This window comes from Alphaproteobacteria bacterium, from assembly GCA_030680745.1.
Taxonomy (GTDB): domain Bacteria; phylum Pseudomonadota; class Alphaproteobacteria; order JAUXUR01; family JAUXUR01; genus JAUXUR01.
The window spans coordinates 15595-38377 of the sequence record JAUXUR010000057.1 but is presented as its reverse complement, the minus strand read 5'-3'; the positions used below and the strand labels follow the sequence as shown (position 1 = coordinate 38377).

Genomic DNA, 22783 nt, shown 5'->3' with positions numbered 1-22783 from the left:
CTGTTTATATCAATTAATCGTGATTTAGTAGGGGAATAGAATGTCACAAGTAAGCGCAGTTCATCATGATCATGTGCCAAGTTTTTGGAAACGTTGGTTGTTTTCAACGAATCATAAAGATATCGGAACGCTTTATATTGCTCTTGCAATTGTAGCTGCTGTCGTTGGCGGTCTTTTTTCAATATTGATTCGTATGCAATTGCAACAGCCCGGTGGAACCATACTTGCGGATCGTCAATTTTATAATGTGGTGATGACGGCTCATGGCTTGATCATGGTGTTTTTTGTTGTGATGCCGGCTTTAATTGGTGGTTTTGGAAATTGGTTTGTCCCATTGATGATTGGGGCGCCTGATATGGCTTTTCCAAGACTCAATAATATTAGTTTTTGGCTTATGATCCCATCTTTACTGCTTTTGGCCGCTTCTGCTTTTGTCGATGGAGGAGCAGGAACTGGTTGGACGGTTTATCCCCCTTTATCTGACTCTGTTTATCAGCCTGGTATGGCTGTTGATATGGCGATTTTTTCATTGCATTTAGCAGGGGCTTCGTCTGTTTTGGGCGCTATTAACTTTATTACAACTATTTTTAATATGCGTGCACCTGGTATGACGCTTCATAAAATGCCGCTTTTTGTATGGTCGATGTTAGTCACTGCTTTCTTGCTTGTGTTAACGATCCCTGTTTTGGGTGGTGGTATTACGATGTTGTTGACGGATCGTAATTTTGCTACATCGTTTTTTGCGCCAGCTGGTGGTGGTGATCCTCTTCTGTTCCAACATCTTTTTTGGTTCTTTGGTCATCCAGAAGTTTACATTATGATTTTACCTGCTTTTGGTATTATCAGTCATGTGATCTCAACATTTGCGAAGAAGCCAATTTTTGGTTATTTAGGCATGGTTTATGCGATGGTGGGTATTGGTGCTATTGGCTTCGTCGTTTGGGCGCATCATATGTTTACCGTTGGTCTTGATGTAACGGTGCGTGCTTATTTCTCACTTGCGACATTGATTATTGCGGTTCCAACAGGTATTAAAATTTTCAGTTGGATTGCAACAATGTGGGGCGGATCCATTGAATTTAAAACGCCAATGCTTTACGCGATGGGTTTTGTGTTCTTGTTTACAATGGGTGGTGTAACCGGTGTTGTGCTTGCAAATGCTGGGATCGATGTTGTGTTGCATGATACTTATTATGTCGTTGGTCATTTCCACTATGTATTATCCTTGGGCGCGCTTTTTGCGATGTTTGCAGGTTTTTATTATTGGTTTGGGAAAATGTCGGGACGTCAATATCCAGAGCTTTTAGGTAAAATTCATTTTTACATGACTTTTATTGGTGTTAATTTGACTTTCTTCCCTATGCATTTCTTAGGTCTTGCTGGTATGCCGCGTCGTGTACCTGATTACCCAGATGCTTTTACGCCTTGGAATCATATCGTATCAATGGGTGCTTATTTGTCAGGTATATCCGCTTTGTTCTTTATTTTCATCGTTATTTATACGTTGATAAAAGGTAAAAAAGCTGAAGCGAATCCATGGGGTGTAGGTGCAACGACATTGGAATGGACGATTCCGTCGCCAGCGCCATATCATTGTTTTGAAGAGCAACCTAAGATTAGTTGATTGGTAATACCGAATGAGCTCAAACATGAGAACAGCAAATATTGTAGTGCCAAATGAAATGACGTCAGAGGGTAACACCTCTGAGCTCAAGGATTTTATTGCATTGATGAAACCACGCGTCATGAGTCTTGTGATTTTCACAAGCCTTGTAGGGCTTATGATAGCACCTGGTCATATTCATCCTGTTCTTGGATTTACAACGATTTTGTGTATTTCGTTGGGGGCAGGGGCATCTGCTATTATCAATAATTGGTATGATCGTGATATTGATCGTCTTATGGTGCGTACACAAAATCGTGCGTTGCCTGCAAAACGCGTAGCACCTCAAGATGCTCTTGCTTTTGGCGTGTTTTTAGCGGTTTTATCGATTGCTATTTTGGCTTTATGCGTTAATTTGCTTTCAGGTCTTATATTGGCAGTGACTATTGGTTTTTACGTCTTCATTTATACAATGTGGTTGAAACGAACAACCCCTCAAAACATTGTGATTGGTGGTGCTGCAGGTGCTTTTCCTCCTATGATTTCTTGGGCTGCCGTCACTGGTGACATTACTTTGATGCCGGTTGTCTTGTTTTTGATCATCTTTTTATGGACGCCACCTCATTTCTGGGCGTTGGCATTGTATAAATGTAAGGATTACCAAAAAGCGGGTGTGCCGATGATGCCTGTCGTTAAAGGTGATTTGCATACTAAAAAGCAAATGATTTCCTATACATTGCTGCTTATTCCTGTGACGCTTGCACCTTATTTTTTGAATGTTGTTGGGCTTCCTTATTTGGCAATTGTGTCTTATTTAAATCTCGTATTTTTATATCTTGGATATAAAGTTTATAAGGATCCTGCACAAAAATTGGCGCCACGTATGTTTGGTTTTTCGATTTTGTATTTATTTGCCATTTTTTTGCTGCTTATGCTAGATCATAGACCTATTTAATGAACCAGAGTGAGATATAAAATGACAAAACCAATGAAAAATACGAAAAGAAGTAAAAAAAACATAGCGATAGGCTTAGGTATTTTTGCTTTAGCTATCCTGTTTTATGTGATTACTGTCACACGTTTGGGTGGTTTTAGGTGAGTGACCTTTTATTAAGTTCAGCAGATCAACAAGCAAGAAAGAATAAGAAATTTCTTTTCTCTCTTTTGCTTTTGTTTAGCGGAATGGTGATGCTTACTTTTGCTTCTGTGCCTTTGTATCAAATTTTTTGTAAAGTGACGGGTTATGGCGGGACAACACAAACGGCAATTCTGCCATCGAGTGTTGTTTTAGACCGAGAAATTAACATTCGTTTTAATTCTGATGTTGATCCAAATTTGCCTTGGGCTTTTAAGCCCCAACAACTTGAGTTAAAATTGCATATTGGTGAAACAGGTGTTGCTTATTATAAGGTTCAAAATTTAACGAATGAGCCTTTGGTAGGTATTGCGACTTATAATGTGACACCACTTAAGGCTGGTAAATATTTTAATAAAATTGAGTGTTTTTGTTTTACGGATCAATATATAGCGCCTGGTGAAACAAAGAACATGCCCGTTACTTTTTTTATAAGTCCTGACCTTGATCGTGATCGTCACATGAAAGAAATTGAAACCATTACATTATCTTATACTTTTTTTTCATCTAAAGCAGATCCGAAGGATGTGATAGGCCTTCACCGTGAGGGTATCGGAGATCAACTAAATTTAGGAAAGAGGGAGTCCTAATCATGGAACACGCAACGCATAAACATCCATATCATATTATTACACCAAGTCCTTGGCCTATAATGGCTGCTTTTTCGGCGGGTGCAATGCTGTTTGGTGGTCTATTATATATGCATCACCAAGTATTATGGTTGTCTTTAGTAGGTTTAGGCTTTTTGCTTTTGACATCATGGCTTTGGTGGCGGGATGTTATTAAAGAAGGCATTCATGATAAAGCGCATACAGAAGAAGTTTCGCACGGACTTCGTATGGGTATGTTATTGTTTATTGTCTCGGAAGTCATGTTTTTTGCTGCTTTCTTTTGGGCATTTTTTGATGCGAGTCTTTTTCCAAAAGAAGCGATTGAGTTTACGTGGCCCCCTAAAACGATTAAAACGCTTGATCCTTTTGAGCTTCCCTTTTTGAATACACTTATTCTTTTGCTGTCAGGTTGTACAGTGACTTGGGCGCATTATTCTATTCGCGAAGGCAATAAGGATGATACGGTTAAAGGGATTGGGCTTACTGTTGTTTTAGGAATTATCTTCTTATTCGTTCAAGCTTATGAATATTCACATGCAAGTTTCAAATTTGCCGATGGGATTTATGCGTCAACTTTTTATATGGCGACAGGCTTTCATGGTTTTCATGTGTTGATTGGAACGATCTTTTTAGCTGTGTGCTATTTTAGGGCAGCTAAAGGTCAGTTTACGTCAGAAAAACACATTGGGTTTGAAGCAGCTTCTTGGTATTGGCATTTTGTCGACGTTGTGTGGTTGTTCCTTTTTGTCTCAATCTACTGGTGGGGCGGCGCACATTAATTAATGTGCTTTTCCCTTTTGTGGATTTTATAATGTCCTACAATAAGCGGTTTTGACAAAAACGTTTATTGTCGATAGACTTAGGTGAATCAAAATTTATGATGAAGGATTTATGATGTCTTCTTGTCCCTTTAGTAGAAAAAAAATTGTGTTGGCTTTTGCAGCAAGTTTATTTCTTTCACCTTGCTTTGCAGAGGAAACATCTCTTACAAAAGATGATGTCGAAAAAATTGTTAAAGAGCTTTTAACAAAAAAAAGTCCTGAAATTGTGGATGAAGCAAAGACAATCGTGAAGCAAAAAAAGCTTGATGAGAAAAAAACAAAACTTGCTGAAGTTATTTCAAGTTACAGGCAATCTATTTACGAGCGAAATGGTGATCCTATTGGTGGCAATCCCCAGGGTGACGTAACAATTGTTATGTTTCAAGATTATCGATGTGGACATTGTAAAATTGCACATAAAATATTAAACGAGTTGGCGGATATAGATAAAAATATTCGAATTGTTTATAAAGAATATCCTGTTTTAGGTCCAGATTCTATTTATGCATCTAAAGCATCGCTTGCAGCCCTTAAGCAAGGAAGTGAAAAGCAATTCAAGTTTTCAGAAGCAATGATGGCTTCATCAGACCCCGTTTCCAAAGATGATGTTTTAAAGCTTGCACTAACCTGTGGTCTTAATACAGATCAACTTAAAAATGATATTGGAAGTGCAGATGTTGATCATTTGATTGCTGAAAATCTTAAAATTGCAAGAACTTTGGAAGTTAGAGGAACGCCTTCTTTTGTTATTGGGCCTAAAGGTGAAGAAGAAGTTTTAACAGGCGTTCTTGAAAAAGAAGAACTTGAAATCTTGGTTAAAAAAATGCGCGACAAGCGTGTTCAAGCCTAAGACGATTTGAATCGTTATAGTCGATAGACTTGAGAAGTAGAGAAGGAACAACGAGCGAAGTGATCCTTATATACATGAGTAAGTCGTGGCGATGATCGTTCCAATGTCTATCGACTATAAATGAGTAATTTGGACTGTTTTTGCTAAACAGTCCATTTTTACTACTATACCCCTCGTGAATTAAAGTGTACGAAAACAAAGCAAAAAAAGCTATGCCATTGATATAAAAAATTTTTTAACAGAAGAATTACGATCAAGGTTAAAGTTGCAGCACCGAACTGAAAAGAATGCTCGTGTAAAAGATCGAATCAAAGCAATAATATTGAGCGACATGGGATGGACGTATCTAAAAATAGCAGAAGCTCTATTAATAGACGATGAGACGGTTAGTCGTCATATAACTGAATATATTGAAGAAAAGAAACTAACACTTGAAAGTGGTGGGTCAGAAAGCAAATTAGATTCAGTTCAATCAGAGGAATTAATAAAGCATCTTGAAGATAATTTATATACAACAATTTTAGAAATTTGTTCGTATGTAGAGAAAAAATACAAAGTAAAATATACAATTGCAGGCATGACGTCTTGGATGCATTTGCATAGATTTTCATATAAAAAACCAAAAGAAACGCCTGCAAAAGCTAATGCTGAAGAACAAAAAAAATTTATTAAAAAGTACACTGAATTAATGAGAAATACGCCTGAAAATGAACCTATTGAGTTTGGTGATGGCGTACACCTAATATTGGCAACAAAAGTTAGTTACGGTTGGATACGCACAGCTATTGAGAAACCCATTTCAACGACAGCATTACGAACACGGGTAAATATGATGGAATCCTTGAATTTAGAAACCATGGATGTTATTATTGATCCATATGAAACAATCATCAATAGTATTGCGGTCAGTGAGCATTTTAAAAAATTGAAATTAAAATACCCAGATGCACCTAAAATTCACTTGATTTTAGATCGTGACCCATACAATACAAGCCTTGCAACACAGGAGGTTGCCAAAGATTATGGCATAACTTTGCACTATTTGCCCCCTTACATTCCAAATTTGAATTCGATTGAGCGCTTATGGAAAGTCATGAACGAGCATGTTCGTAATAATAAATTTTTTGCATCAGCTAAGGAGTTTCGTACATCAATTATGAACTTTTTTAAAATTACATGGCATACAATAGCAGGCGATATGGTTGATAGGATTAATGATAATTTCCAGACTTTAAAATCGGTACTTTGAGTTTAAATAAGTATATACCCAAATAATTTGGAAATGCCGATTTTTTAGACATGAGATTTGAGATCATTTTTGATGCCAAAAATTACGACAAGTAATTGATTTACGTTAGAAATTTTTGTCTCAAAAAGCAACCAAAGGTCATCGACTAAAAACTGTAGTTTCAGACCATTTGGGTATAGATGTCTAAATAAAAATTAAACTTCTTTAGATCCATGGCTTGCCTTTAAAATCAATCAATTCATTCACTCTAAACCAGGGTAATTTATCCATAAATCAATTTCTTGAGCGTTATTATTAGGATCCTCTAAATATTGATATAGCTCGCTTGTCTTTACTTCTCGGGCATAATGACACCATCCCTCTTCGTAAGCAGCAATGTAACCCACGCCTAAGCTTTTAACAATCAAGGCAGCCATTGGTGTGGGCTTGGTAAACAATCTTGGCTCAAGTGACCCCTGCAATTGATCCGATGGTTTTAGTAAGTTAATACCAAACTGATTATAAAAAAGTGACCCATCCATGCCGTACCTATTGCCTGCAGTACTAATATAAGCAATGTCAATCCAAGAAAATTCTTTTGTGATAGGGTCATAAAATAAATTGCCTATATGCCCATCAGGATGCACTACAAACGGTAATCCATTCTCATTAACCAAGCGATCCAAATTGCCCATTTGGAAGCCAATATTTTCAAACATTTCTTTTACATCTTCATCATGCATATCAAGAATGCTAGTATCTTGAAGTGATTTGCCTTTTGCCAAAGTTTGAATTTCTGCTTTCATGTTATCTAAAACTTGAATCTCTGCAGATGAAACAATTAAGTTTGGTATTTTCAGATTATTTTTTAAAGCCAAAAAATTAATTTTGTTAACAAAATTTAAATCATTAATTATATTTTTTGGATTGCACGATGTATTAGTTTTATATAATTTTATTATTTTTTTCAAATTTAAATCTTCCACATAAATAAGACCAACAACTTCTTGTGTAAGTATGTCTTCCTTAATGTTTATAATTTTTGCTGGATTGTTTAACAGCCCTTTTTGAATAAATTTTTGAACTATTTCTTCATGAAATGCTGAAAAAGGAAAGCGCCCCGATGCAATGATCGGATCTTGATTTTCATGATCAGCATTAATAATCTTCGCATCATTATTGTTGGTATTGTTGTTTAATAAAGATTTATTACTATCAATCTGATCGTCGTTTGGGTTATTGATAGTAACAACAGGCCAATTAACTGCAAAAGAATCAATCGATTGACATAATAACGTCAAGCTTAGAATTATTAATAGTAATTTTTTAATAATTACATCTGTTAAGTAATTTTGTTTTATCATCTCATATATCCATTATTAATTAATATTAAAATTAATTATAAAATAAATAATAATAAAAATCAATTTTTTTTGTTTTACGAATATTAAATTGCAAAAGCTATGAAAATTAATGAATCCACAGAATATTCAACCATAATATTAAAAAAATTATTTTTTATGAATATACCCAAAATGTTTCAAATTGTGGGTAGAAAGATGAGTGGTGAGGCACGCGGAGTGTACCTTCTTTTACATGAGTATGCTGAATCCCGAAATCTCACGACCTCCACAGTTTGAAACAAGAGTGGTATAGTCGATAGACTTGAGACGCAGACAAGGAACAACGAGCGAAGTGTATCCTTATATACATGAGTAAGGCGTGACGGTGTATCCTTCCAGTGTCTATCGATTATCAATCTACGGGATAAAAAATAACTTTGGCTAAAATCTGCCAAGTATCCAGCCGTTTCCCTGAACAGGCGAGAAGCGAAGCTTCGAGCACAGATTCAGGGTCTAATTAACAATCATGATCGAAGATCATGACATGTTTTATATAATAGAGCCATGCTCTTCGAGCAAGTATCTCATTTTGGATCCTGAATCCGCATCCGAGCCTTTTGGGCTCTCATTGGTTCAGGAAAACAGCTGATTTGTTGACAGGTTACCCACTGAAACTAAATTTTTGTCCCGTAGATTGATTAATTCGAGTTATTTGACTATATTTAGAACAATCTATCATCTTGTTCCAAAGCGCCAATCTTAACCAACGCTTTAACCGTCCCATCAAGAGTAATCACAGGCGCATCTTTTTCATCTAGCTCAAAATCGTCTGGATCTTCGCCCAAGAGATGAAAGAGCTCGGTATAAAGTGTTGCCCCGTCAAGTGTGTTGATTTGATTGTTAATCTTTGCTTGTATGATAGTAATAAGGTCCTTTAAAGAAGCATGTGCATGTTTATAAAATAATTCTAAAGCTTCTTGACGTGATAAATCGAGTAAGGGTGTGTAGTAAAGGCCAGCATTTAGATCAAATTTAACCTTGTGCCAGGATCCAACTAGATCACCAATAAGATTTCTTAAATAGAGCCCTTGATGAACAGGCTGTGAGATATTTTTAATTAACCCCTCCTGAGAAATTTCGAGCATTAAATCATTTGTGCCAGAGAACATATTTTCAACCAAGCCATTGAGTGTCGCATACAGAAATTCGCATGCTTTTGGTGTTGTGGCTAGGTTGCGATTCATCGCCATAGAATCAAATATGTCATTTGACAAAGTTTTAAGCTTGAATTCATTGTCTAATTGCAAATAAGCCTCGTTAATCGCACCATCCCTTCCTGTGGTGCAGTTAAGAATTGATGCAAGGGTTTTAAGAATCGCCATTTCTTGAGTCGATAATTCAGTCTCACTTCCGTCTTTTGCTTCAAGCTTTGATAACTTATTGAGAATGCATTTAAGTTGCGCCGCAATATAGCTATTGCCGCATTTTAAAAGATTTTCTAAATAATTATTTTCATCCGTTGCACCTATTTTTATATCCGCAAAACTCATTTTCGTTATGGTTTGAATCTGATTCAATAAATTCGGATTTAATCTGGCTTCAATAACATTAAGCATCACTTGAATGATCATAGGATCAATAAAAGGTGCCGAACTCAAATCCACTTGCATTTCAGATAATTTTTTAAAAAAGCTTGGATTCAAAGAAAGTTTATAATCTTTGAAATTACCCTTTATAAATTGAAATTGTCTTAAATTTTCAAAACTGATTTCAGATATTCTTTTATTTTCAAGGTCGCGATAAATTTTATAAGGATTTTTAGGATCGTCAGACTGATCTAATAAAATGCGCACACGTATAGCCTGCTGCACAAACTCGTCTTCTTCAGTAAGCCCTATAACCTCAAATTCTTTTGTTACGAAATAAGAAGCGCCAAGCGCAATATTCTCATCAGGCAAATGAATAGCATCACGTAAAAATTGATTTAATTCTTTTTTTGTTTTTTCGTCGGATTTTTCATATATCTCTTTAAGAGTAAAGCGAATCAAACGAGAATAATTATTGCTAAATCTTACTAAATCCATTGCATTTTTTACAAACGGCTCAAATAAAGAATCAGGCAAACTATTTGCAAAAAAAATTACTTTTTTCAACAATTCTAATTCTTCACTTCTTTTGTAAAAATTATTTAAAAGATAATATTTAATGTTTTTTATGATTATTTTATTTTTATTATTCTTAAATTTTGGCATTATGAATTTGATAAAATCTGTGATGTGTGAATCACATAAATGTTCAATTTCTTTTATTTCATCAACGGAAAATATATTTAGAAATTGTTGATATTCTTCATCATTAAAATTTTCTAATATATTGCTAAATATTAAAAAATTCTTAACATTCAAATCATCTTTTATAATTTTAATTACTTCATCTGTTTTATTTGCAAACGATTTATTTGTTTTAAAATCAAAATAATTTGCTATTCTATACAAATCATCCACATCTATTCCTCCAAATTGATTGCATAAAAAGTCAATCAATTTTTTCATTTTTTGCAAATATTCCTTAACTTTAATATTTTCAAAAAATAAAGGAAAAATAAAAAGCCTAGTGTTACATAACTTAAATAATTTTTCTTTTCCCAATATATTTTGACAAATAGATTGTATGTATTTCATTGTTTCTATTATGTTTTCAACATTGTCCTTGCTCATTTCTGTTGCAGCTTTAAAAAATTCTCCAACAGAAGAAAATTCATCCACTTCACGCCAATCAATAAAGGGTGAAAATTTTTTATGTAAAACATAATAATTAAAATTATCTAAAAACCAGGATAGTGTTGCTCCAACTATAAGTTTATCTATATGTGTATCTATATCCAGATTAAGAGAATAAACAAATAACTCTTTGGATTCTTTAAATTTTTGCATAGCATTTCTAAAGCCTACCGAGGCATAACGTGAATAAATTTGATTGTAAAAATTAACAACTTTTTTAATATTTATATCGAATATTTTTAATTCATCAAAACATTCAACAAAAAATTCAAAATCCTTAATATCTTGTCTATTAATATTTTGGATCATTTTTTTAAAACAAACATGAAAATCTGTTACGATGCCTAAATCTCTTGTATCTTCAAATCTTAATTCATTCCATGAAAATCTTCCTAGGAATTCTGTCAGATGGGGTAGTTTATCATTATCGCAATGTCCTAACCGGCCCAACAAAAAGAGCATAGCATGTAAATTCATTCTATTTTCAGGAATAGATTGAATTTGATTGATAATTTTAAGTCGTGCCTCGGGCTTTATATTTTTAAGGTGGATTACAATTTGATCTCGCAGATCTGCTAGCGCCTTAAACCCAAGGCGAAGGGCATATTCCTGAATAGCTTCAAGGGAAACATAGATTGAAAGCCAATCATTACCCTTGAAGAAATCAAAATAAATAAATAAATCAGGATCATTTCCAAAATAATATTTAATAAAAGAACATATTTTTTTACAATCTAATCGATTTTTTAAGCTTTTTATAAATAGGTCTAATCTTAAATCGTCTTGAGTTATACAAAAATTTGTACCGAATGTGTTAAAATTTTCTCTAAGAATTACAGCAACCTCATTTGCCCCCTCTGGCAAACCCTCTTCAAACAAACCTTTTGATTTACAAAATTTATAAGCAAAATGATCTTTTACTTTTTGCAAAACCAGTAAAGTTAACGCATAATTTTCTTCCTCGTGGATATTTTCCAGAATATCAATTGGATGGGAGCGCGAAATCTCTTCAATCGCAGAAATCCCAGCCGCACGATGCGCTAAATCTACTTGATTTGGATCAAAAACATCTTTTGCTGTACTTGAATACAAAAGTTTTGCACAATTATATCTAATTAGGGTATCAATTTTTGGATCCCGTGCAATTTTTAAAAGTGCTTCCTGCATTAGATCCATTTGATCTATATCCAAAAGAAGCTTCATGCTTTCTTCAAAAAATTCACCTAAACACGATTCATAATCATTTAAATTTAATTGACGACATTCAATATCTTGAATGATTTGATTTTTAACAGTTCTCTGTTTTTTGTGTATTTCTTCTAATGTTACAGTTGCAGCATCACCAGCTCTGTCTCTTTTGAGGCCAGTGTTGCCACCTGAAAAAGCGTTAGATTGAAACAATAATGATGTAATAAGTACAAAAAGCGTTTTTTTCATTTTAAACCCTACATTATAATAATAAAACAATAATAATTAAAGATATTATCATAAAATAAAAATTATTTCAACAATTCTTTAATAAATGACGTTATACTTAATGTAAATCTAAATATAATTTATTTTATTTTGTGTTGTAAATAATTTTAACCTAATTATTTGAAATTTTTTATAACCAAACACATTTATTTTGAGTTTAGAAAAGAATTACAAAGTATATGTTTATATAACTGAATCAATATAAAGCGGTTAAAACTGATGATTTTGAAAAATATTGTCAATAATATGTAATATATTATTTTTAATACACTTAATTTAATCAATTTGTTAATAGGGGGTTATCTGATGGAACTAAATGTGACATCACCCACTGGCTATGCTCTTCTTAAACACTTAACAGGCCTAAAGTCCCAGAAAATTATCTGGGACAAAGCCCTAGAAAAACGATGATCTAATAAAATAACGCCTATAGATTAAAACAATCTATTATTTTGCTCTAAAGCGCCAATTTTGACCAACACTTTAATCGTGCCATCAAGTGTAATAACAGGTGCATCATTTTCATCGAGTTCAAAGCTGTTTTTATCTTCATTCAACAATTTAAAGAGCTCGTTATAAAGAACGGCTCCCTCAAGTGTGTTGATTTGATTATTAATCTTTGAGTGTATGATTGTGATAAGATCCTTTAAAGAAGTATGTGCATGTTTATAAAACAGATCTAAAGCCTCTTGCCGTGATAAAGCGAGTAAAGATTCGTAGAAAAGCCCCGCATTTATATCAAATTTAACCCTATGCCAGGATCCAACTAAATCTCCAATAAGGTTTCTTAAATAAAGTCCTTGATGAACGGCTTGGGAGATATCTTCAATTGCTTCTTCCTGAGAAATTTCGAGCATCAAATCATTTGTGCCAGAGAACATATTTTCAACTAAGCCGTTAAGCGTCACATACAAAAATTCGCATGCTTTTGAGGTTGGAGCCAAATTTCGATCCATCACGATAGAATCAAATACATTATTTGTGAGGTTTTTCAACTTGAATTCATTATCCAATTGTAAATAAGCCTCGTTAATTGCCCCATCTCTTCCTGTTCCACATTCAAGAATGGATGCAAAAGTTTTAACAATTGCCATTTCTTGAGTTGATAATTTAGTCTCGCGTCCATCTTCCCCATTAAGCATTGATAAATTGTTCAAAATGCATTTAAACTGCGCAGCAATATAACTATTCTCGCATTTCAAAAGATTTTCTAAATAATTATCTTGACCCGTTGCAGCTGCTTTTAGATTCTCAAAAGTCATTTCCGTTATCGTTTCAATCTCACTGGAAATATCAGCATTCAACCTAGATTTAATGCTATCAAACATATCGCCAATAATGCTAGGGGCGATATGAGGCGCCGAATCCAAATCGACTTGAATTTCCGATAATTTTTTGAAAAAACCTGGATTCAAGGATATTTGATATTCCCTAGAATCACCTTTTACGAACTGAAATTGACGAAGACACTCAAAATTAATTTCAGATTTCCTTTTATTTTCTAAGTCGCGGTGAACCTTGTATGGGCTTTTGGGATCATCAGATTGATCTAAGAGAATTCCGACACGAATTGAAAGTTGAACAAATTCAGACTCAGCAGTCATCCCCATCGATTCACAATAAGTATTTATAAAACGACTTACACCCGAAACCAATAATTCATCAGAAGATTGAATTGTTTTATATAAAAATTTAATTAGCTCTTCATTGTATTCACTATCCAAAGGTTTGTAAAAATACTCTAATGTGTAATAAATTACATCTGAATAATTGTTTTGTTTATTTTTTTTGCTACACACGTTAATGGCGATATCTGTTATATCCTTAGCAAATGCATCAAACAAGGAATCAGGTAATGTATCCGCAAAATAAATGATTTTCTTTAATAACTCAAAGTCACTAATATCTGTATAGCTGAAATTCATAGCTTCAAAATATTCACCCATATTTTCTATTATTGTTTTAATTTTATGATTTGAAAAATTTTTCATTAAAAATTTAATAAAATCTGCGAACCTTGGTATATATAAATAAGGTATATTTTTTATTTCATCCAAAGAAAATATATCTAGAAATTGTTTGTATTCTTTATCATTAAAATTTTCAAAAATATTAAAAAATTTCAGAAAATCTGAAATTGTTAAATCTTTTATATTGAGATTTATTCTTGAAAAATTACAGAGTTTTTCTTCATCGCTCATAAACAATATATTTGATTTGGATTGCAAATATATTAAAACATTTGAAAAATCATGCTTACTCTTTGCATTAATATTATTTTTTAAAAACAACATAAATTCATTTACTTTTTTGAAATATTCTTCAGCATTAATTTCTTTAGTTTCAGAATAACAAAGAAGAAGATCTCTATTAAAATTACCTAAAAAAATTGATTGCATTTTATTGCCCATTACGTTTTTTGCTATTTTCTTCATTGTGTCAGCTATATTTTTAAGTTTATCCTTGGTAAGATCTTTGATTGGATCATTAATAATAGAAAAAATATCTTCCTCTTCATATCTATTACTCCAAGAAACTAAATATTCAAAAGCTTTAATCATTTCATAATGATGAGGATTTTTTAATAAAGTGTCCCAATAATAACTGCTTTGATCAAATAAAAAACTTAGAATATCATTATCTTTATTGCAAAAATTTATAAATTTTTCACTACAATCATCATTTTCAAAATAAATTTTTTGATATAAATCAACAGGAATTTTAATATGTTTATTCTTTACATTTAATTTTTCTAAAAGTTTTGAAAAACTTTCAAATTTTTTAATATTTTTATTGATATGATGAATCATTTTTAAAAATTCTCTAGAAAAATCATATGCATACCCACTAGTATTATAAGTTGGGAATCCATTCCAAGAAAATTTCCCCAAAAACTTTACAACATCTGGCAATATTGAAATCGAACAATGCCTTAAATGATCTAACAAAAAAACAATATTTTCAGAATTTATTTCTTTTTCTAAAATTGAAGTTGCATAATTCGTCATTATCAATCTGTCTTTTGGATCTATTTTACTCAGTCGATCTATAATTAAATCTCGGGAATATACAAGATTAGGAAGTCCATAACGAATAGCAGATTCATGTATAGCTTTAAGGGAAAAAAAGATTGAGTTCTGAGAGTCATTTACTTTGAATAAATCAAAATAATCAAATATTTCAGGATCTTCACCAAAATAAAATTTAATAAAAGAACATAATTTTGATTTACTTCCATGACGTGCATCTGAATAATCTGCGTTGGTAAAACTTTGTATAAAAGAATCTAATTTCAAAAATTCCGATCCCATAAAAATTGCAGCAAGATCCTCTCTCAGCTCTGGCAAAACATCTTCTAAAAAAAAGTCTTTTGATTTGCAAAATTTATAAACAAAATGATTTTTTATTTTTTGTAAAACGAATGAAACTAACTCAGAATTTTTTTCCTCGAGAATACTTTCTAGAATATCAATTGGACAAGATTGTGAAATTTCTTCAATAGCCGTTATTCCAGCTGCGTGATGTGCTAAATGTACTTGGTTTGGATCAAAAAAATCCTTTGCTGTACTTAGAAACAATAGCTTTGCACATCTATATCTATCGCGAACAGAAAAACAATTGTTTTGAGAAGCTTTAATGAGTTCTTCTTGCATTCTGTACATCAAATCTGGATCTAGAAGCGTTTTGCTGCCTTCCTCATAAAAATCATCAAAAAAAATTGAATAATCACTCAAATCAAAAGTATTATATTCTAAATCATGAATAATTTTATTTTTTATGTTTAGGTGTTTTTTATTTACAGAATTCTCCATCAGAAATGAATCCTCTCCTATTTCATCTCTTTTTCTTTTCAAAGACTCCGATTCGATTTCATTTCCTGCTGAAAAAGCATTTGATTGCACCAGAAACGATACAATAAGTACAAAAAATATTTTTTTCAATTTAACACTCACAATCTGAACAAAAATGTAATAATAATTACTTTAATTTACAATAAAAAACATTTTTTGTCAACTTTATTATTATATATACGGCAAGCAATACATTAATGTTCAATCAAAACATAAGTATTTGAAAAAAATAAAATGATCTAATTTGTTTGAACAATTGATAAAAATATTTAGGGAGTCGCAACCGAATGGTCGCTCGAATTTCAACCATCGCCTTTCAGGGGATTGATGTCTTAAACATCGATGTCTAAGTTAGCTTTACCCCTGGCTTGCCAGCCTTCACCATAGTGGCGCTTCCCGATAAAGCTGTCGGTGAATCCCGCGAACGAGTAAGAACGGCACAGTTGAATCACATGATTTGATGCCTCGAGAAGAAAAATTAGCTTTAGTCTTAAACCCTTTTTTAAAAGAACATGGTCTTTTTTAGTTGGTATCGATATCATGGGGGATTGCCTGAGGGAAGTAAATGCAACATCCCCCACCGGATATACTCTTCTCAGTCGCTTAACAGATGGGAAGTTCCAGAACATTATCTGGCAAAGCCCTTGCAAAAAGACGATCAAGCGTCTCTCAAATCAGATCACGTATAGTTAAATAACTTGAAATTCAGACAAGGAACAACGAGCGAAGTGTATCCTTATATACATGAGCGAGGCGCGACGATGTTTCAATTCGAGTTATTTTGCTATATTTAGAACAATCTATTATCCTCTTCAAGAGCGCCAATCTGAACCAACACTTTAATCGTGCCATCACGAGTAATCACAGGCGCATCATTTTCATCAAGTTCAAAGCTTGTTTTATCTTCATTCAACAATTTAAAGAGCTCGTTATAAAGAGCTGCCCCGTCAAGTGTGTTGATTTGATTGTTAATCTTTGCTTGTATGATTGTAATAAGGTTCTTTAAAGAAGTGTGCGCATGTTTATAAAATAATTCCAAAGCTTCTTGCCGCGATAAAGCAAGTAAGGGTGTGTAGTAAAGGCCAGCATTTAGATCAAATTTAACTTTATGCCAGGATCCAACCAGATTACCAATAAGATTTCTTAAGTATAGTCCTTGGTGAACAGGCTCATGGATTTCTTCAATCGTCTCCTCTTTGCAAATTTCGAGCATCAAATCATTTGTGCCAGAGAACATATTTTCAACTAATCCATTAAGTGCCGAATATAAAAATTCGCATGCTTTTGGTGTTGTGGCGAGATTTCGATCCATAACCATAGAATCGAATATATGATTTGAAAGGGTTTTAAGCTTAAATTTATTATCTAATTGTAAATAAGCCTCGTTAATGGCCCCATCTCTTCCTGTTCCACACTCAAGAATGGATGCAAAGGTTTTAACAATCGCCATTTCTTGAGTTGACAATTCAGTCTCATTTCCGTCTTCTACGTTCAGTTTTGATAAATTGTTCAGAATGCATTTAAGTTGCGCCGCAATATAGCTATTGTCACATTTTAAAAGATTTTCTAAATAATTATTTTCACCCGTTGCACCTTCTTTAATATCAACAAAATTCATTCCAGCTATTGCTTTAATTTGATTTGACAAATTGGGATTTAATCTGGCTTCAATAACATTGAGCATCATCTGAATGATCATAGGATCAATAAAAGGTGCCGAACTCAAATCCACTTGCATTTCAGATAGTTTTTTAAAAAAGCTTGGATTCAAACAAAGTTTATAATCTTTGGAATTGCTTTTTATAAATTGAAAGTGTCGCAAATTTTCAAAACTGATTTCAGATTGTCTTTTATTTTCAAGATTACGTTGAATTTTGTATGGGCTTTTGGGATCTTCAGACTGATCTAACAAAGTTCGCACACGTATTGCGAACTGAACAAGGTCCTGCTCTTGGATCATATGCATGTCTTCAAAATGTTCTATTACGAAAAAACAAGCCGCATTCGCCATATTCTCATTTGAAGATTTTAGTGACGTAGAAAGAAAATCTTCAATTTTTTTTCTATCTGGTAATTCTGATCTTTGATATAAATTATATAACATTTTATTTAGTAATTCTTTATAAGATCTTTTTGCATGAAAATGAGGATCGAACCTATATCCAGGAATGTTTTGTATCATTTTTTGAAATAAATCATTTGGAAACTCTTTTGTGAAATAAAAAACATCATTTAATATATGAAATATATCATTGCGTTCATTTAAATGATAAGTTAATTTTCTAGAAATATCGTTATAATTATTTATAGCAATTTTAAATTTTTCTTCGTTTAAAAATGATTTTATAGAATCTAAAAAGTTTAAATCACTTGGAAAAATAAAACTATCTATCAATTTTATTTTTTCTAATGAAAACAAATTCGTTAATTTTTTGAATTCTTCGTCATTAAAATTTTCAAATATATTTAGAGTAGCTAAAAAATTTTTTATATCACAATTATTTTCTAAAAATGTCTCTACTTTTAGAAAATTATTTTTATCAGGATGATTTTTGTCTATTAGAAAATAATGAGATAAGCCAGAATTATGCAATTCATTAACACTACATTTTTTTTTGGATACATACTTAGTAACAATTTCCAAATAATTGATATGCTCTTTGAAATTATATTTTGATTTATACATTCTTAATATATCTAAATAATTGATATTCTCTTTGATATTATTATTTGATTCATTCATACTTGATATGTCTAACATACATAATATGTCTAAATTATAATCTGATAAAATACAAGGAGCCCGTTTCAATTTAAGGTGAGCTTTAATATTTTTAAGTTTTTCCATTACTTCTTTTAAATAATTATCACTTTTATCAATATCAGTTAGAATTTCAATTAGTTCGCCAAAAGAATTATTTTCATCATTTTCTAATAGATCAAGTGTATATCCCACGATCTCATAGCGTTTATCTGTCTTAATAGATTCAATAGCTTTGATGATAGAGCAAATGAGTGCTTGATTCGGAGCATTAGGATTAGAAACAGTAACAGATGTATATTTTGCTGTCGCTGGAATCATTTTAAGAATGTTTACCATTTGCTCTAAATTTTCTTCATGAACATCTTTTAATGCTTCAAATAATGTACGAAAATTATTTTGGTTGATGTTTTCTTGTAAAATAACAAAAGCATATATCGCAATTTTAGTATTCATATTTGGGATAGCAGATGTTTGAAGCAACAAATATTGACGTAGCCAATTAGGCTTAATGATATCTGTTTTAACATTCATATTTACGATAGCTGATATTTGAAGCAAATATTGATCTAGACAATCATTCGTCGTATATAAAGGATCTTCAATGATATCTATTATTTTTAATAAATTGTCAGGATTTAAAAAATGTAATTCTTTACATAGATCAATAAAAAAATTAAAATCTTGTTCATCGAACATAATTGTTTTGATAAATTTTACAATTTTATTTCGATTTTCTTCTTTCATGTTTTGAAATAAATCGTGAATATACTGAAAATTATTAAAATTAAAATTAAATTTATTAATCAGAGATTTTTTGATAAAAGTTTGCAGTGATTGTGAAAAATTTCCAAACAAACACATATAGAGATTTATGGGTTGAGCGGATATCATATCCTCTGCTGCTGCTTCACTTTTCTTCCACCATCTTTTGTCCGAATTCGAAGATATCTCTTTACGACTTGAGAACAACAATTCGAGGCATTGCAGTCTATCGTTTAAATCAAGGTTCGTGTTTTGTGTAATTTTAACAAGCGCTACTATCATGTCTATTTGATGAATTGGGTCTAGAAGAATTTTACGGCTTTCTTCAAAAAAATCGTCTTTGCAGAGTTTAAAAGCATCAAAATCAAAATGAAAATTTAAACTTACACTTTGAATGTGTTGAATGATTTCTTGTTTAATATTTTTTCTTTTTTTGGAATTTAATTCATCTTCACCTCCAACTGAAAAGGCATCCGTGTGAAATATTAATGATAATATAATTATAAAAAAATAGTTTCTCATTTAAATTTCTCCAATTTTAAAAAAAATATGACACAATATATAAATATTTCTCTTTTTTGTCAATTTTTTACTTTCAGGAAAATCTTCAAGAGCTTTTCTTAATACTGCTCTAATGTTTTCCGAGTGACCAAGATTATTTTTGATACGTATTGGTTTAAAAAAAATTTGAGTAAAATAAACTTTTGTTTTTTTTCAAAATAGTTTCTTTGCTTGGTTTTTTACATTTGATCTAAAAATTGTCCGGGAAATGTTTTGTGTAGATCGGCCATTATTTAATGATTGAAACATGTATAAAATTTAATTTTAACGTATGATTTATTTAATTTTGAACTAAAAAATCTATTTTATAATATAGTTTTAATATACTTGTTGATTTTTAGAAAATTTTATGTAAAATGCTTTTAATGTAATTAATTTTAATTTGTAGGAGTTGTTTTTTTGGGATTTAAATTTTTAAATTCAGTTTTTTTTCTTTTTTTCATTTCTTCTTTTTCATTTGCTGTTGGAAATGATGAGGATGGTAAAATTCTAGGAAAACGCGGGAGAGATGAGTGGAATCAACAAGTTCTTCAACAAGAAGGTTTTCCTGAACAGGTTGTTCCTGAAGATGCGCTTCCCCAGCAAGAGATTAAGAAGCATAAGCCTTTGAGTACACACACAGATTTTCTTCTTCATTATTATAATACCAAATATTTAGAATCAAGAAATATAACCTATGATGCGCTCAACAAAATTTTGGACCCGCAAAATGCTGAGATTATAGAATATAAGGCTGCAAAAAAGGCGTTTATTGAGCTGAGCTGTAAACAATTATTGGAACCCGCTTGGAACTTTTCTATGCCTGAGGCGCCTCACATTGCGCTTGAAATGGCAATGATTCTTTTTTTGGATTTTGTTCCTGCGTATCAAACAACAAATGAAGATTTTGAAAAAGAGGGCGTCCCATTTTTATATAATGCTATTTTAAAAAACCTATCAAAACTTGAGCCAGAAAGATACAATCGGCATTTTGCGGTTTGGGTGGCAATTTTCCTTAACTGGCGCGAAATCCAAAGACCAAAACCTAAAAAGGCAGTTTTACATCAAAAACAAATATTGCAAGATAAAATTAGAGATTATCTTCATCAAGACGTGACTCAAGAAATGGGTATAAATACATCTGGCTTATATGCTTATCCCTATCCCTATGTTGATGTAGTCAATAAAAACACTCTCTTTTTTGATCGTTTTAGTGAATTTCCGCATATTTTGAATGTCTTGAAAAAACACGGAATAGAAGTAAAAGGAGCTAATCAACAGAATTTTGTTCCTAGAGGCGCACGTGTGTTGCCTATCCAGCAACCACAGGCAGTGCCGCAGCAAGTTGGTGTTGTTCCACAATTGGCTCACATTCTTGCAGGTGCATGGCACAATGCAATGAATCAACAAAATTTTGTGCAGCAAGCAGGAAATCTTCCATTGCAAGCGGTGCAGGGGCAGCCTATTCTTATCCAGCAGAATTTTGCGCCTATGGGCGCACCTGGATTTGGAGTGGCCCCACAACAATTTGCTTTGCCTATGAATAGAGTGCATCACCAAAACCCTCCTCAAGGTTTGGTAGGTGGAATGGGAAATCCAGCTCCCCAAAGAGTTCCACTAACCTATGATGCTGCATTTTGGAAGCAAAAACTTGAAATTATCCACACTTATCAAATATGGGGAAATCAATTTGAAGTAAAACGGCACTTAGTTCAAAATTTGGATATCCCGCGTGCAAGCAGCACGCATCCGCGCTACAATATTGAAAATGCGACCGATATTCCGCTTGATGATCCGCTTTTTGAAGACATTATCCCTGTTTATCAGTCTCTTGGCTATGAAATGGATTCCAGAGTCATGAAATATTTAAGATCTCTTGAAGCTTTATGTAAATATAATATTCTTGTGACTTATGAATTGGCTACCAGAGGAAATGTTCAAGGTGGATTATCTTCTAATCTGCTCTATCATGGTTTCGGACTCAATGTTGTTTTGCATCCGGAGCAAAGTGACGCAAATTTAGAAGCAAGGGCTCCTAATTTCTACTATATTCTTCAATCTGCTTGGAATGAGATTAAGGAGATCCAAGATCATGATTTTAGGCAAATCGTAGCAAGGCGTTTTGCAGAAGAAGCATTATCTTCCAATGCAATTTGCATGGAAGGGATATCTGCTTCTATTGATGCGTGGTATCAAAATAATAAAGACTTGATTAAAACAGCAAATCTTTTTGAAAAATATAAAGATAATTATATGTGTCAAAAAGATAAATATTCGCTTTTAGCTGAATTATATCAAGATCTTGAAGCGCAAAAAATTTATAAAGATCAAACCTATTACTGTTTTAAAAATGATTACGATCAATATGTAGAAATTGTTCGTAATGCGCAATCTGGAAGCAAGATTAAATTAGGGAATGGTGAGATTTCAACAGATTTTCTAAAAGGAATGATTGTAGATCTGAATACGCGCATGGATAATAGACGAAATCAAATTCTAGAATCAAATGCTTCTGAATTTGGGGTTATGATCCATAGTCTTCTTTGCGGAAGAATGGCTTCTGATGGGCAAATCACGATAGAAGATCTGAAGCAAATTGCAGAAGGATTATGTATTCAGATTGAATTTCCTGAGGAAAATGGTCTTCAAATGTCTGTTTCTGATGAGGTGAAAGCTGACTATTCTTATGAGGAAGATTTAGATTTTGAAGCGCGTTTGAATGAATTATTGGGCTGAATTCATATTTTTTCTAGGTTTTTTTCTCCATTGGGTTTGTTGTTTAAGGCAAACCCATATCTGGCAATGTTTTTTGTATGTTAGAAACAAAATTTAATCACATCCTGATGATTTTTAGATAATTAAAGCGTATCCACTTGCTTCTTATTAAGTTTTTTGAGTATCCTTATATTAAGAGTTTACGCTTAATGTAAAGCATCATGCTTTATAGTCGATAGACTTGAGGAGTAGACAAGGAACAACGAGCGAAGTGTATCCTTATATACATGAGCAAGGCGTGACG

11 protein-coding genes and 1 pseudogene are annotated in these 22783 nt (G+C 32.5%); 8 read left to right on the top strand and 4 right to left on the bottom strand.

Going from position 1 to position 22783, the window contains the following annotated elements:
* Positions 1-40: 40 nt before the first annotated feature.
* The 6 genes from ctaD (at position 41) to Q8L85_06400 (ending at position 6269) form a co-directional block, all read left to right on the top strand.
* Positions 41-1624: a cytochrome c oxidase subunit I gene (gene ctaD, locus Q8L85_06425; protein MDP1724320.1), complete on the top strand. Its 1584-nt coding sequence runs from the start codon at positions 41-43 to the stop codon at positions 1622-1624.
* 25 nt (positions 1625-1649) lie between these two features.
* Positions 1650-2558 carry a heme o synthase gene (gene cyoE / locus Q8L85_06420; protein MDP1724319.1) on the top strand — a complete coding sequence of 303 codons (909 nt, stop codon included), beginning with the start codon at positions 1650-1652 and terminating at the stop codon, positions 2556-2558.
* Positions 2559-2698: 140 nt separating this feature from the next.
* The gene (locus Q8L85_06415) at positions 2699-3328 is read left to right on the top strand and encodes a cytochrome c oxidase assembly protein (GenBank protein MDP1724318.1); all 630 of its coding nucleotides are present in this window, start codon (positions 2699-2701) and stop codon (positions 3326-3328) included.
* Between the two features lie 2 nt (positions 3329-3330).
* Positions 3331-4128 carry a cytochrome c oxidase subunit 3 gene (locus Q8L85_06410; protein MDP1724317.1) on the top strand — a complete coding sequence of 266 codons (798 nt, stop codon included), beginning with the start codon at positions 3331-3333 and terminating at the stop codon, positions 4126-4128.
* A gap of 112 nt (positions 4129-4240) precedes the next feature.
* Complete coding sequence (locus Q8L85_06405) at positions 4241-5020, top strand: DsbA family protein (protein MDP1724316.1); 780 nt, start codon at positions 4241-4243, stop codon at positions 5018-5020.
* A 265-nt stretch (positions 5021-5285) separates the two neighbouring features.
* On the top strand, positions 5286-6269 hold the full coding sequence (locus Q8L85_06400) for an IS630 family transposase (protein ID MDP1724315.1): 984 nt from the start codon (positions 5286-5288) through the stop codon (positions 6267-6269).
* Positions 6270-6511: 242 nt separating this feature from the next.
* On the opposite strand, the gene Q8L85_06395 is transcribed toward Q8L85_06400, so the two are convergent.
* From Q8L85_06395 to Q8L85_06385, 3 genes are all read right to left on the bottom strand, one after another.
* The gene (locus Q8L85_06395) at positions 6512-7612 is read right to left on the bottom strand and encodes a hypothetical protein (protein ID MDP1724314.1); all 1101 of its coding nucleotides are present in this window, start codon (positions 7610-7612) and stop codon (positions 6512-6514) included.
* 701 nt (positions 7613-8313) lie between these two features.
* Entirely contained in the window at positions 8314-11808 is a 3495-nt protein-coding gene (locus Q8L85_06390; protein ID MDP1724313.1) for a hypothetical protein, read from the bottom strand.
* A gap of 473 nt (positions 11809-12281) precedes the next feature.
* Positions 12282-15788, bottom strand: coding sequence for a hypothetical protein (locus Q8L85_06385; GenBank protein MDP1724312.1), 3507 nt, complete (start codon positions 15786-15788; stop codon positions 12282-12284).
* Positions 15789-15985: 197 nt separating this feature from the next.
* Here Q8L85_06385 and Q8L85_06380 point away from each other — a divergent pair.
* Positions 15986-16138, top strand: a pseudogene (locus tag Q8L85_06380) (magnesium chelatase domain-containing protein).
* 350 nt (positions 16139-16488) lie between these two features.
* Here Q8L85_06380 and Q8L85_06375 read toward each other — a convergent pair.
* Positions 16489-19746 carry a hypothetical protein gene (locus Q8L85_06375; protein MDP1724311.1) on the bottom strand — a complete coding sequence of 1086 codons (3258 nt, stop codon included), beginning with the start codon at positions 19744-19746 and terminating at the stop codon, positions 16489-16491.
* A gap of 438 nt (positions 19747-20184) precedes the next feature.
* Here Q8L85_06375 and Q8L85_06370 point away from each other — a divergent pair, with 438 nt between their 5' ends.
* A complete protein-coding gene (locus Q8L85_06370; protein MDP1724310.1) occupies positions 20185-22500 on the top strand; it encodes a hypothetical protein in 2316 nt (771 codons plus the stop codon).
* Positions 22501-22783 lie beyond the last annotated feature (283 nt).

Bases quoted from the DNA above. Each gene is read 5' to 3' on its own strand.
- ctaD (MDP1724320.1), top strand. From the start codon at position 41: ATGTCACAAGTAAGCGCAGTTCATCATGATCATGTGCCAAGTTTTTGG.
- cyoE (MDP1724319.1), top strand. From the start codon at position 1,650: ATGAGAACAGCAAATATTGTAGTGCCAAATGAAATGACGTCAGAGGGT.
- Q8L85_06410 (MDP1724317.1), top strand. From the start codon at position 3,331: ATGGAACACGCAACGCATAAACATCCATATCATATTATTACACCAAGT.
- Q8L85_06405 (MDP1724316.1), top strand. From the start codon at position 4,241: ATGATGTCTTCTTGTCCCTTTAGTAGAAAAAAAATTGTGTTGGCTTTT.
- Q8L85_06395 (MDP1724314.1), bottom strand. From the start codon at position 7,612: ATGATAAAACAAAATTACTTAACAGATGTAATTATTAAAAAATTACTA.
- Q8L85_06390 (MDP1724313.1), bottom strand. From the start codon at position 11,808: ATGAAAAAAACGCTTTTTGTACTTATTACATCATTATTGTTTCAATCT.
- Q8L85_06375 (MDP1724311.1), bottom strand. From the start codon at position 19,746: ATGAGAAACTATTTTTTTATAATTATATTATCATTAATATTTCACACG.